The organism is Halalkalibacter hemicellulosilyticusJCM 9152 (genome assembly GCF_000513115.1).
GTDB classification, from domain to species: Bacteria; Bacillota; Bacilli; order Bacillales; family Bacillaceae_D; genus Halalkalibacter; species Halalkalibacter hemicellulosilyticus.
The window spans coordinates 142,476-156,399 of the sequence record NZ_BAUU01000004.1; the positions used below are offsets into that span (position 1 = coordinate 142,476).

Here is a 13,924-nt window from a genome sequence, read left to right on the forward strand (position 1 = left end):
TTGTTCCGGTTTCTCATGCCTCTATTTCACTTTTTAAGCTCATTTTTAACACTTTTTACTCGATTAGAGGAATGAGGACTACCCTTCGTCTTTAAGCAACGCTTTTTTAACCTTTTAGCGGCAAGACGATTCCCTTTGGTCTTTGATTCTATGATATAATAGTTTCGTATTTCAAATAATAGCATAAGGTTTTATAATATAAAACTAAATAAGGAGGAGAAACATGATGGGAAATGTAAAGAGCTTTCAAGGTGTGATACCGCCTGTGTCCACTCTTTTTAATGAGCAAGGTGTGCTAAATACAAGACAAATGGGCCAGCTTATTGATCATTTAATAGGAAAAGGGGTGAATGGATTATTCTTTCTTGGAACGGGAGGAGAATTTTCGCAAATGTCAGTAAATGAACGAAAAGCAGTAGCTGAATTTGCGGTTTCCTATGTGAATAAGCGAGTACCTGTCTTAATTGGCACAGGAAGTACGAGTACAAGGGAAGCGATTGAGTTAAGTCAGGATGCCAAACGGGTCGGTGCAGATGGTGTTGTTGTCATTAACCCGTATTATTGGGTTTTGTCTGAGGATCATTTGTTTAGCTATTATGATGACATTGCTAAGTCTGTAGATCTACCTGTCGTTCTTTACAACTTTCCAAATCTCACAGGTCAGGATTTGTCTGTCGACCTCGTGTTAAAGCTTGCTGATACACACGAAAACATTGTCGGTATTAAGGATACGGTTGACTCTGTCGGACATATTCGTGAGTTGATTATTAAGGTGAAAGGGAAGCATCCTCATTTTTCAGTGATGTGTGGATTTGATGATCATTTGTTAAATACGCTTCAGTTAGGTGGAGATGGGGTTATTTCGGCAAGTGGAAACTTCGCTCCTCAGTTATCGGTTGGAATTTATGAGGCCTTTCGCAAAGGCGACTTAGAAAAAGCAGCAAAGCTCTATAAGCAATTAGCTGTTCTTCCACTATTGTATAAGATTGATAGTCCATTTGTGAATGTCATTAAGGAAGCGATGAGGCTATGTGGGATGGATGTTTCGACGTATGTTCTCCCGCCAACGAAGCGTTTAAGTGAAGAGAAGGTTGAACAGGTGAAGCAGGTGTTAGAAAAAGCAAACGTTCTGCCAGATAAGAGCGGAGAGGGATAAGAATGTGATGGTTCAAAAAAATTGGCTGTAAGTAAATTTGCGTGATCGGCTTCGTACACGAATTAACGACTGGCACGACAAAATAAAAATTGGAGGTTGTTATGTCATTAAATGATATTTTCTCTGATGAAGATCAATCCATTTACAACGTGAAAACACATGCGAGAGGGCCAATAGGAGAGCTACCTCTTACAGCACAAATGCTTGAGGAATCTCCGAGTGGTGATTTGTTTGGTATGACGCAAAACGTTGGAATGGGATGGAAGCCCCAAGATCTACTTGGTAAGCAGGTGTTGATACTGGGAACAAATGGTGGTATTCGAGATCACGATGGCAGTCCTATTGCCTTAGGCTACCATACTGGACATTGGGAAGTAGATCTATTAATGTCAGAGGCAGCTAAAGAGATTCGTGGAAAAAAAGGGGTGCCCTTTGCTGCATTTGTAAGCGACCCATGTGATGGTCGTTCTCAAGGGACTGTTGGAATGTTTGATTCTTTTCCATTTCGAAATGATGCAGCGCTTGTTTATCGTCGGTTAATCCGCTCTCTTCCGACGCGGCAGGCGGTGATGGGTGTGGCGACCTGTGACAAAGGGCTACCGGCGATGATGATTGCTCTTGCAGGAACAGCGGACTTGCCGACGATTATTGTACCTGGTGGAGTGACGCTGCCACCTACCGTTGGCGAGGACGCCGGAAAGGTTCAAACGATTGGTGCGAGGTTTGCTAATAAGGAAATTACGTTAAAGGAGGCGGCTGAATTAGGCTGTGTTTCGTGTGCGACATCGGGTGGTGGCTGTCAATTTCTAGGTACAGCTGCAACGGCGCAAGTGGTGGCAGAGGCGCTAGGTATGGCGATTACTCACTCGGCATTGGCTCCTTCAGGACAGCCGATTTGGGGAGAGATGGCGAGACAATCGGCTCGTGCGGTATTAGCAATGGAAAAGAATCAGCTGACGACAAAGGACATACTAACTGATAAGGCGATTGAAAATGCGATGGTTGTTCATGCTGCCTTTGGTGGTTCTACGAATCTTTTGCTTCATATTCCAGCGATTGCTCATGCAGCAAACTGTCGTATTCCGACTGTAGAAGATTGGATACGAATAAACAAAAAAACGCCAAGGTTAGTAAGTGTTTTGCCAAATGGACCTGATTATCACCCGACGGTTCGTGCTTACCTTGCTGGAGGTGTTCCAGAGGTGATGTTGCATTTACGAAAGCTAGGTTTGTTACATGAAGATGTGAAAACGGTGACAGGAGTGACTCTTGGAGAGAATTTAGATTGGTGGGAGCATTCAGAGCGAAGAGCGGAGATAAGGAAGCGTTTATTTGCGGCTGATCGTATCCAGTCTGAAGAGGTTATTATGAGCCCGGAACAAGCAAAGGAGAAAGGGCTTACGTCAACAGTGACGTTTCCAGCGGGGAATATTGCGCCTGAAGGAGCTGTCATTAAGTCAACATCAATTGATCCGTCTGTTGTTGGGGCGGATGGGGTGTATCGCCATACGGGAGTAGCAAAGGTGTTTACATCTGAAAAGGATGCGATCAAGGCGATCAAAACAGGAGGAGTCGAAGCAGGTGATGTGATGGTTGTAATCGGTGGTGGACCACTCGGGACGGGGATGGAAGAAACCTATCAACTAACGTCCGCCCTTAAATATTTACCGTTTGGGAAGCAGGTGTCGTTATTGACTGATGCTCGTTTTTCGGGAGTGTCGACTGGAGCATGTATTGGTCATATTGGTCCAGAAGCATTAGCCGGAGGTCCGATCGGAAAGCTACGTGATGGCGATATGATTGAAATTGTGATTGATTGTGTAAATTTGGAAGGGACGGTTCAATTTATTGGAACTAAAGATAAGCAGCTGCCCATCGCTGATGCAACAAAGCTGCTGAATAGTCGCAGCACTCACCAAGAGCTGAAACCAAATCCTAAGCTACCTGATGATACCCGGCTTTGGGCAGCACTGCAGGCAGTAAGTGGAGGAACGTGGCGTGGCAGTGTTTATGATGTAGATCGAATTATAGAAGTATTGGAGGCTGGGGAGAAGGCGTTGGCCCGTGAGGATCTGTGAATGCAGCTGTGATGGGAGCCATCCTTGTATAGAAGAGTAGGGAAACGATTGTGTTAATAGATCTAACACAATCGTTCTTTTTTTAGTATCGATACTGAGGATAGTAAGGCGTTGTGCTGTATGACTGATATGGAGGTTGGGGTGCTTGGTGTTGGTAATTGAGGTGCGGATAGGATGGATTCAACTGTGTGGGCTGGTGGCAATTCTTGTATGGTCCGATATAAGTACTAGGCTGGATAGGTGCACCGCTCCCCACACTACGTACAAGAGAATCGTGATTCATACTTAACGTATATTTCTCATTGTCTATTTGCAAAATAAGGAATGACTTATTGTTGTGAAAGACAGAGATTAAAAGGAGAGTGTGAAGCATGGATTCGTCTGCATATCCAGTCATTGGCCTAACAAGCTCGGTTGTGACACATAATCAAATTATGAGCTATCATATACATGAAAAGTGTGTCCGTTCAGTCATTCAAGCAGGTGGTGTTCCTATGATGATTCCTAATGGATCTGCTGAATTGATAGAGGTGTGGGGGAATGTTTGTGATGGGATTATTTTAAGTGGTGGAGAGGATATTGATCCCTATTCCTTTCATGCGCATCCAAGTCCGGAAGTTAAAGAAACTAGTCCAAAACGTGATGAAACAGAGATTGGGTTGATTCGATACGCTCTAGAAATGAACAAGCCCATACTAGGACTTTGTCGAGGTATGACGATGTTAAATGTCGCATTAGGAGGAACGGTCATTCAAGATATCAAGTCGCAACATGAGAACGCCATTAATCACGATCAACAAACGGTGAGGTCAGAGCCGACTCATATAATAGAAATTGATGAGAAGAGTCGTCTTTTTCAAATTGTAGGTAGTAAGAGTTATCGTGTTAATAGTATGCACCACCAGGCGATAGATAAGCTAGCGTCTGATTTAAAGGTAGTAGCAGTTGCTCCTGATGGTATGATTGAAGCGGTTGAAGGAATGAGTGAAGAAGCGCCGCTAATCATAGGTGTTCAATGGCATCCAGAGGAAATGGTTAGTGTAGAACCGGCTATGCAACGGTTATTTGAAATGTTTATAACGGAATGCAGACGTCAAAAGGCGAATGGATAAAAGGGGAGATGAGAGTGATGGGTCTGTCTACTAACTATGTTTGGTACGCGAGCTATGGTTCGAATTTAAGTAGGGAACGCTTCCTATGTTATATCAAGGGAGGGAGACCACGGGGCTCGCAAAAAGTAGAGGTAGGATGTAAAGATCCATCACTGCCTATTGATGAAGCGACATACATGATGAATTATCCACTATACTTTGCAAAGCGATCAGAGCGCTGGCAAAATCAAGGTGTAGCATTTATTGGGTTATCGAAAGATGAAAGGGTTCATACATATAGTCGAAAATATTTAATAACCGCCGAGCAATTTATTGATGTCGTGAAGCAGGAAAATAATGGAGCGACGATTGAGATCGATTTAGAAGAGGTCATTCTTAACCGCTTCAAGACATTCAGAGATTCTTGGTATGGGACGATATTATATGTAGGAGAGGAGCAAGGCTACCCAATATTAACGTTCACGGCCGATTGGGATTTAGATGTTCCGTTTGTGAAACCATCGAAGGAGTATGTCAGCATGATTATTCATGGTTTAAAAACGACGTTATCATTAGATGATAGCGAAATCGTTGATTATTTATTAAAAAAACCAGGGATCAATGGAGTCTATACACACGATGAACTTGAAGAGATTGTTAGAGGAGTGGAGTGAGTTAGTATAGAGAGAGCGTAAAATGAAGGTGGTATCAGAATAAACGATGCCATCTTTTTTAGTGTGGTTATAAACGATTTAGGATGTTGTCAGAGAAATCTGTTTAAAATATGACAGGATTGTCCAAATATATACAGCATCTACATGGAAAATTAACATCACCTTAAAATTGATTTGATAGGATAGCCTTGTGTAAATGACTCTGTTGTCTTATGAAGGGGAATGTCATCGATCAACGTGTCGTCGAATTCTTTTTCAAAAAGAATGGGTCAAAAAAATTTATATAGGAGGCTATTTATGAGGAAGAGAAAAAATATGTTCATGCAAACTCTCATCTATGTGTTAGTGCTAACACTTGTGTTCAGCCCGTTTCATTCACTCGCAGCTGTCGTAGCAGATGAGGATGTTCTCTCTGTACAAGATGCGATTGCAAACAATGAAGGAACAGGAACGGTTGAAGGGTATATCGTTGGACATACCGTAAGTGCAGGTAACTATAATTTTTCAGCACCGTTTGCCAATGATTTTAACTTAATACTGGCAGATGATCCTGAGGAACGAAATCGTGAAAATATATTACTTGTTCAAATTACAGCTGGTTTTCGAGGTGAATATGGACTAGCTACAAATCCTAGTATCATCGGCGAAAAGGTTCGCATTAGTGGTGATTTGGAAGCTTATTATTCTCAAGCGGGGTTAAGAAACCCTTCGCAAATGGCCTTTGTTGATGGTGGTTCTATTAATCCAGACCCTGAGCTACCGGAAGTCACAGCGATAGCGGATGTTCGCGAAATGGCACAGGGTGAAGAAGTTTCGGTAAGAGGCGTTGTTACGACAACACCTGGAGCGTGGGGTGGAAGTGGATTTTATTTGCAGGATGCAACAGGAGGTACATACGTATTTGGTTCTAATCAAGTGAGTCAAGGTGATGAAGTCATTATTACAGGTGAAACAGGTGAGTATAATGGCGAATTTCAAATTAGCCAGTTGTCGAATGTAACGGTTTTAGCTGATGGTAAGTTACCGTCACCAGTGAAAGCATCACCGGGTGAAGTGGGTGATGCCAATCAAGGACAGCTCGTAACATTGGAAGGTGTGACGATTGCTCGTTTAACAGAAGTGAACAGCTTTGGTACGTTCGAATTTCAAGCTGAATTAGGCGATGATCGGTAGTCGTTCGCGTTGATAATCGGACTGGGCTTGTTTATAACGATTTTGCTAGGTCAAACGGAGAGGTTGTTGATGTAACTGGGGTTGCAAGTGTATTTAATGGAACATTTCAAGTGAAGCCACGTGGCGATGCAGATATTGTTCCAGCTTCTGATTCAGTGGAGCCAACAGATCCGGTTGAACCACCGCCTAGTGATGATCAATTAGATTTAACGATTTTACACACGAATGATATTCATTCACGTATTGATGATTTAGGGAAAGTGGCAGCGTTTATTAATAGTGAACGAGATGCTGTTGATCATTCACTTTATTTAGATGCTGGTGATATTTTTAGTGGATCTCCTGTTAATGACATTAATTTAGGTGAACCGATCATTGATATTTTAAATGAAATGAAGCTTGATGCATTGGCGATAGGTAATCATGAGTTTGATTATGGACAAGATGTGTTTGCCGAACGTGTCTGGCAATCAAGCTTCCCGTGGTTAAGTGCAAACATGACTGTCGATCCATTGATTGCGATTGAGCAGCCTGAGCCTTATACCATTTTTGAGTTTGACGAGTTTGATGTGGGTGTATTTAGTTTAACGCAAAATCCTCCAGCCACCGCACCAAGTGGAGTCGTAGGAATTGAATTCCATGATTATGTTGATACAGCTCTTGCTTATCAAGAAGTGCTAGAAGAGCAAGCGGATGTGATTATTGCTCTTACGCATATTGGTTATAGTGATGATCGTCGATTAGCGGAGGCGGTCGATTACTTTGATGTCATTATTGGTGGACATAGCCATACCGTGTTAAACACACCTCAAGTGGTGAATGGTACACCGATTGCCCAAGCGGGTGGATACGCTAGCCACGTTGGGAAATTATCGCTGGCGATTGATGCTGAAACGAAAGAGGTTTCTCACGTACAAGGGCGCTTACAATCGGTTAGTCAATTTCAGGAAACGGATGAGGAAGTCCAAGCGATTATTGACGTTTGGAACGAGCAAATGGATGAAATATTAGGCATTGTCATCGGTGAGTCAGAAACAGGTCTTACACGAGATGGTCGCTATGAAAGAGATGTAGCACTCGGAAATTTCTGGACAGATGCAATGGCGTTTGCAGCAGATGCAGATATTGCCTTCACGAATAACGGTGGAATTCGAGATTCTATAGCTGCTGGAGATGTGACGATTGGTGATATTTATCGCATTGAACCGTTCGATAATCAAGTGATGTTATTTGAAATGACTGGAGAAGCGATTAAGGATGTTATCAAGTTTTCTTATTCACGAGATAATCGAAATCAAATTGACTTACAATCGTCAGGGCTTCATTACACGATTTTAACAAATGCGAGTGGACAATATGTGGATGTCGAGTTAGAACTAGAAGGACAGCCTCTTGATCTTGATGCTACGTATCTCGTTGCTGTACCTGATTACATCGGCACAGGTGGATCAGGCTACGATTTCCAAGGAACGGTCTTATATGCAGAAGTTACACCAATGACGACTGCGATGATTGAATACGGAGAATTTTTAACCGCTCAAGGTGAAAAGTTGAATTACGGCTCAGAGGGACGAATAGCCATTGAAGTTGATCCGAATGCAGGCAGCCCGGTTGGGGAAGTAATTGGATCTACTGAACAAGGGTTGTTTAGTGCAAATAAAGGGGTTATGGATGCTAGTCTAGGAAATCTCTATACAGATGCTGTTCGATCAAAAACAAATGCAGACATCGGTCTTCTTAATGGAAGCTCGGTGACTGGGGCGATTCCAGCAGGTAATATAACGCGAGAGCAAATTGAAGCGTTAGATGTTTATCGAAACAAAATTGTTGTAGTGGAAACGACTGGCGCACGTTTAAAAGAAATGATTCTGGCTCAATCGAATTACCATCGCCAAGTAGATGTGCAAGCCTCAGGTATTCATTACACGCTAGTAAAAGGTAACGGAGCGTCGACCTTTGCGGATGTTATGATCAGCTTAGAGGATGGTACAAGTATTGAAGACGATGAAGTATATAAGGTTGTATACAACGACTTTATGCATAATGGTGGTCATTATACGTTAAGTGACTCAACGATTGGAGAGGGTGGTTTCGTATGGGAAGCCGTTGCAGAATTCGTAGAGTCACAAATAGAAGCAATTGATTATGTGGAAGGAAAAAGAATTTCTATTTATGATCCTAGTCAGCCGGTAGATCCGACTGACCCAGATCCCGTCGATCCGGTGGACCCGGTAGATCCGACTGATCCAGATCCCGTCGATCCGGTGGACCCGGTAGATCCGACTGATCCAGATCCCGTCGATCCAGTGGACCCGGTCGATCCACCATCTGAGCCAAAAGATGATCTTGTAGTGAAAGATGGTAAAATCTTTGTTTCTAATGAAATGGTCAATCGCGTCCAAGACAGTGGTATTCTAGAATTGGATGTTCGTTCTGAACCGTTTACTAGACATACAACGATTGAGCTAAGCAGCGAACAAATCGATGATTTAATCGGAAAAGGAGCTATAATTAAAGTCGTTTCAAGCACAGTGACGGTCGAAATTCCAGCTGCTATTTTTGAAATGGGTCAAGGAGCTGTGACATTCACATTTGATGAAGTAAATGAAGAAGAGTTTAAGGAAGAACTAAGCTCGGGGCCCGGGATATTACTTAGTACAATCTTTGATTTTACACTAACTCAAGGAGATCAAATTCTCTCTCATTTTGGAGAGCAATTTGTTACACTGCATTTCCAGGTTGATGAAGATTTACTAACTAATGAAGACAAGGTTCATATTTTCTACTTAAATGAAACAACAAATGTGTGGGAGAAAGTTGGAGGAACGTACTTAGATGGCTATGTGTCTGCCGAGACGTCTCATTTCAGTGTATTTGCCGCATTTGAGGAAGAAGAAAATATCGATCCAACTCCGGAAGATCCTAGTCATCCTGAAGCTGAAGAAGATGATGAGGATAATCAAGATTCAGGAAGCAAAAAAGGATCAGATGAAGATCGTAAATTACCTGATACAGCAACGAATTCAGCTAACATTGCTTTAATTGGTGTTATTCTGTTCTTAGTTGGGTTTATGATCATATTAATGGGACGTAAAAAGCTTGCCTAAGTGAAAATGAAATAGTTCGGGCGGTTCTGTCATTCCACTTGAATTGGAAATGGCGGACCGTCTCTTTATTTATATGAGATATTTCCGGCGTAGAATGCGAGTTGATTTTGAGAGAATTGTCTCAACTTTTAAAATGTCAGTTAGATGCCAACATAAATTCGGTAGGTGCAAGTTTGAGCAGTAAGAGAGGGGGAAAATGCGCTAGATTGAGAATAGGTGCATGTTTTTTAACAGAAAGAAGCGGGGAAAAGTGCTTCAGAATATCATCATAACTGTTCAAACACCCCTTAAAAGTATGTCTTTAATAGGGATTTATTATTAATGTGTTGCACTATTTAATTTATATGATACACTTAATAAAAATAATTCTCAATATAAAGTATGTTTATCGATTGGATGTAGCATATTGTATACATGTTTGTGCTGAAGGGGGAACAGCTGTATTGAATAAAAAATACTTAGATTTGCTTGCTGAGAAATTTGATAGAGAAGAGAAAGTCGTGACGGAAATTATAAATCTCGAAGCGATTTTGAATTTGCCGAAAGGGACGGAGCATTTTGTCAGTGATTTGCATGGAGAATATCATGCGTTTCAACATGTGCTTCGTAATGGTTCGGGTAAAGTAAAAGAGAAAATCATGGACATTTTCAAAGATTCATTGACTCACCAGGAGATCGATGACTTTGCGACGTTAGTTTATTATCCAGAAGATAAGCTGAAGTTGATGAAGAATAAATTTAGTAGTAAGGAAGAGTTGCATCAATGGTACAAGCAAGTCATTTGCGACATGATTACACTTATTCCTTATGCTTCATCGAAGTATACACGCTCGAAATTAAGAAAAGCATTACCGGAGCAGTTTGTTTATGTTATTGAAGAGCTATTGTATAAATCGGATAAATATTCGAACAAGAAGTCCTATTATAAACAAATTTTAGAACAGATCATTACGCTTGGGCAATCAGAAAAGCTAATTGCAGGGCTCGCTTATACGATTCAACAATTGATTGTAGATCACTTGCATGTCGTTGGGGATATTTATGACCGTGGACCTGATCCTGATAAAATTATGGATACATTGATTAACTATCATTCGTTAGATATTCAGTGGGGGAATCATGATGTTCTTTGGTTGGGAGCGTTTGCTGGCTCGAAGGTCTGTCTAGCGAATATTATTCGTATTTGTGCTCGTTATGATAATTTGGACATTATTGAGGATGTATATGGGATTAATCTGCGACCATTGATGACGTTAGCGGATAAATATTATGATGATAATCCAGCATTTCGGCCGAAGCAGCATGCGGATAAACCATTGTCAAAGGATGAGGCTTTGCAAATTACAAAAATTCATCAGGCAATTGCATAATTCAGTTTAAGTTGGAGAGTCCGATTATTAAGCGACGTCCTTTCTTCAATATGTCAGAGCGCTTGTTGCTTGAGAAGGTCGATTATGAGCGCAATGAGGTGACCGTCTATGGAGAGACGTATCCATTAGAGCACACGTGCTTTGCAACCATTGATCGCAATAATCCGACTGCGTTATTAGATGAGGAAGAAGAAGTGATCAATAAGCTGTTGCTGTCTGTTCAGCACTCGGAAAAGCTAGCGAGGCATATGAAATTTTTAATGAAAAAAGGCAGTCTCTATTTGCGATACAATGGGAATTTGCTCATTCATGGCTGTATGCCAATTAATGAAGATGGCCAGATGGAGCAAATGGAAATTGATGGTCAGGTTTACAAAGGTCGGGCATTATTAGATCAATTTGAGACGTATTTACGCTATGCGTTTGCTCATCGAGACCAAACGGATGACCTTGCGACTGATATGGTTTGGTATTTATGGACAGGGGAATATTCGTCGTTATTTGGAAAGCGTGCGATGACGACATTTGAACGTTATTTTATTAAGGATAAAGCTGCACATAAAGAACCGAAGAATCCTTATTATTACTTGAGAGAGAATGAGGAGGTTTGTCGAACGATTTTAGCAGAATTTGACCTTGATCCTGAGCAAGGACACATTATTAATGGTCATACACCTGTTAAGGAAATTAATGGCGAGAACCCGATTAAGGCAAATGGGAAATTAATTGTCATTGACGGAGGTTTCTCGAAAGCGTATCAATCAACGACAGGAATAGCTGGCTATACACTGCTGTATAACTCGTTTGGCATGCAATTAGTCGCTCATCAGCAGTTCAATTCGAAAGAGGATGTCATTCAAAATGGTGCTGATGTCTTGTCGGTGAAGCGAGTAGTAGATAAGGAACTCGAACGGAAGAAGGTCCGAGAAACGAATATCGGGCAGGAGTTAAAAGACGAGATTTCAATGTTAAAGAAGCTTATGGAGTATCGTTATATGGATTAAAGAGAAGGCATGCCTACCGTTTAGGTGTGCTTTTTTATTGTGAGCGAGAGTACCCAGTTACTCAAATATTCGCCTAGTTTGTCCTGTACAATTTGAGAAACAATACATTTGTCATGAACGTTACGACAAAGATAGTTTTCATTGTCATTGAATGTCGCTCTATAGTTCATTTATGCTAAGGTTAGTTAAAGATGTTCAAAAAAGGTTCATATTTTTTTGAACGTACGCCATTTATTATATTTTATTAAAGAAAGGATGATTAGAATGGCTCAATCGAAAGTAAAAGTTGCAGTGCAGAAGTTCGGTAATTTTTTGAGTTCCATGGTCATGCCTAATATTGGTGCTTTTATTGCTTGGGGGCTTATTACGGCCTTGTTTATTCCTGATGGCTTCTTTCCAAATGAAAGCCTTGCCAGTTTAGTCGGCCCTATGGTTACGTACTTATTACCTCTTTTAATTGGTTATACAGGTGGAAAATTGATTCATGATCAGCGTGGTGGTGTTGTCGGAGCGATTGCGACGATGGGTGTTATTGTTGGAGCGCCAGATACGCCAATGTTCTTAGGAGCAATGGTTGTCGGCCCGCTTGCGGCCTTTTTAATTAAAAGGTTTGACAAAGTGATTGAAGGGAAAATTCGATCAGGGTTTGAAATGCTCGTTAATAATTTCTCTGCAGGTATTATCGGGGGAGCGTTGGCTGTTCTCGCATTTTTAGGAATAGGTCCAGCCGTTCAGTCGTTTACACAAGTTCTTGTTGTCGGTGTTGACTGGCTATTGGATATGGGATTACTCCCATTAACGAGCTTGTTAATTGAACCGGCTAAGATTCTTTTCTTAAATAATGCGGTAAACCATGGTGTCTTAACACCAATTGGATTGGAGCAGGTGCAGAATGCTGGTCGGTCAGTTCTTTTCCTATTGGAGGCCAATCCCGGTCCAGGTTTAGGGGTATTATTAGCCTTTATGATCTTTGGAAAAGGAATGGCAAGACAATCGGCATCAGGAGCGTCGATCATTCACTTTTTCGGGGGTATTCATGAAATTTACTTCCCGTATGTGTTAATGAAGCCAATGTTGCTTATTTCTGTTATTCTTGGTGGTATGAGCGGTGTCTTCACCCTTGTCCTTCTTGGAGGAGGCCTTGGTGCACCTGCATCACCAGGTAGTATTATTGCGATAACGGCTGTTACTCCGCCTAATGGAATGGTGTATTTTGCTAACTATGCAGCGATTTTTGTAGCAACTTCTGTGTCATTCATCATTTCAGCAATCGTTCTAAAAACAGGTAAACAAGTCGATGAAGATATGGATGTAGCAACGAAGAAGATGGAACAGATGAAAGGGAAGAAAAGCTCGGTTTCTAGTCAATTTATTAGCACTGGTTTACAAGCAGATCAAGTTAATAAAATCGTATTTGCTTGTGATGCCGGAATGGGATCGAGTGCGATGGGTGCTTCACTTCTACGTAAGAAGGTGAAGGAAGCAGGATTGGATGTTAAGGTGACGAATACAGCCATTAGTAACATTCCAGCGGATGCCGAGATTGTCATAACACAAGAAGAATTGACGCAACGAGCACAGAATAAGATTCCTAATGCGTACCATATTTCTGTTGACAACTTCTTATCAAGTCCTGAATATGACAAGCTTATTGAGAACTTGCAAAATGGTACTTCAACCGATCAATCAGAGGGTGACGAGATCAGTGAGGAGCCTACGATTGAAGAAAATAATGATATGCTTCTTGAGGAAAATATTTTTATTAATCAAGAGTTTAAAACAAAAGAAGAAGCAATTCGGTTTGCGGGTGCCGTACTAGTCAAAGCAGGTTATGTAGAGGAAAGCTATGTAGATGCGATGATTGAACGCGAAGAAATGACGTCGACATACATGGGTAATAATGTCGCGATTCCACACGGTACAGAAGAAGCAAAGAAGGCAGTCATTAAATCAGGCTTTACCGTTATTCAAGTTCCTAATGGGGTAGACTTTAATGGAGAAGAAACGAAACTAATCTTCGGAATTGCTGGTAAAGATGGCACGCATCTAGATATTCTTTCAAGCATTGCTGTCATTTGCTCCGAACAGGAGAATGTTGACCGAATGATTCAAGCGAAAACAGTGAAAGAATTGAAAGCTCTTATTAATAGTAAATGATTGGTTTAGAAAGGCAGGATATCCTGCCTTTCTATTCGAATATCGATTATAATTGAAGCACTTAGTGTTTTCTCTTGAAAGCAGGACATCTAATAAGTGAAATGGGTGAGATGA

At 41.3% G+C, this 13,924-nt stretch carries 7 protein-coding genes and 1 pseudogene; all 8 read left to right on the top strand.

Going from position 1 to position 13,924, the window contains the following annotated elements; translation table 11 throughout:
• The first annotated feature begins 226 nt into the window (after positions 1-226).
• The 8 genes and pseudogenes from JCM9152_RS03665 (at position 227) to JCM9152_RS03700 (ending at position 13,810) form a co-directional block, all read left to right on the top strand.
• Positions 227-1,156 carry a dihydrodipicolinate synthase family protein gene (locus JCM9152_RS03665; protein ID WP_035341017.1) on the top strand — a complete coding sequence of 310 codons (930 nt, stop codon included), beginning with the start codon at positions 227-229 and terminating at the stop codon, positions 1,154-1,156.
• 101 nt (positions 1,157-1,257) lie between these two features.
• Positions 1,258-3,234: a YjhG/YagF family D-xylonate dehydratase gene (locus JCM9152_RS03670; protein WP_035341020.1), complete on the top strand. Its 1,977-nt coding sequence runs from the start codon at positions 1,258-1,260 to the stop codon at positions 3,232-3,234.
• A 371-nt stretch (positions 3,235-3,605) separates the two neighbouring features.
• On the top strand, positions 3,606-4,346 hold the full coding sequence (locus JCM9152_RS03675) for a gamma-glutamyl-gamma-aminobutyrate hydrolase family protein (RefSeq protein WP_035341022.1): 741 nt from the start codon (positions 3,606-3,608) through the stop codon (positions 4,344-4,346).
• A gap of 17 nt (positions 4,347-4,363) precedes the next feature.
• Entirely contained in the window at positions 4,364-4,999 is a 636-nt protein-coding gene (locus JCM9152_RS03680) for a hypothetical protein (protein ID WP_035341025.1), read from the top strand.
• Between the two features lie 297 nt (positions 5,000-5,296).
• Entirely contained in the window at positions 5,297-6,172 is an 876-nt protein-coding gene (locus JCM9152_RS03685) for a DUF6359 domain-containing protein (RefSeq protein WP_035341028.1), read from the top strand.
• 110 nt (positions 6,173-6,282) lie between these two features.
• Complete coding sequence (locus JCM9152_RS03690) at positions 6,283-9,279, top strand: 5'-nucleotidase C-terminal domain-containing protein (RefSeq protein ID WP_052015540.1); 2,997 nt, start codon at positions 6,283-6,285, stop codon at positions 9,277-9,279.
• Between the two features lie 443 nt (positions 9,280-9,722).
• Positions 9,723-11,653: pseudogene (locus tag JCM9152_RS03695) on the top strand (fructose-1,6-bisphosphatase).
• 264 nt (positions 11,654-11,917) lie between these two features.
• A complete protein-coding gene (locus JCM9152_RS03700) occupies positions 11,918-13,810 on the top strand; it encodes a PTS mannitol transporter subunit IICBA (RefSeq protein WP_035341030.1) in 1,893 nt (630 codons plus the stop codon).
• The last annotated feature ends 114 nt before the right edge of the window (positions 13,811-13,924 follow it).

Excerpts from the sequence above, each read along its gene's own strand:
- JCM9152_RS03665 (WP_035341017.1), top strand. The coding sequence starts at position 227 with ATGGGAAATGTAAAGAGCTTTCAAGGTGTGATACCGCCTGTGTCCACT.
- JCM9152_RS03670 (WP_035341020.1), top strand. The coding sequence starts at position 1,258 with ATGTCATTAAATGATATTTTCTCTGATGAAGATCAATCCATTTACAAC.
- JCM9152_RS03675 (WP_035341022.1), top strand. The coding sequence starts at position 3,606 with ATGGATTCGTCTGCATATCCAGTCATTGGCCTAACAAGCTCGGTTGTG.
- JCM9152_RS03680 (WP_035341025.1), top strand. The coding sequence starts at position 4,364 with ATGGGTCTGTCTACTAACTATGTTTGGTACGCGAGCTATGGTTCGAAT.
- JCM9152_RS03685 (WP_035341028.1), top strand. The coding sequence starts at position 5,297 with ATGAGGAAGAGAAAAAATATGTTCATGCAAACTCTCATCTATGTGTTA.
- JCM9152_RS03700 (WP_035341030.1), top strand. The coding sequence starts at position 11,918 with ATGGCTCAATCGAAAGTAAAAGTTGCAGTGCAGAAGTTCGGTAATTTT.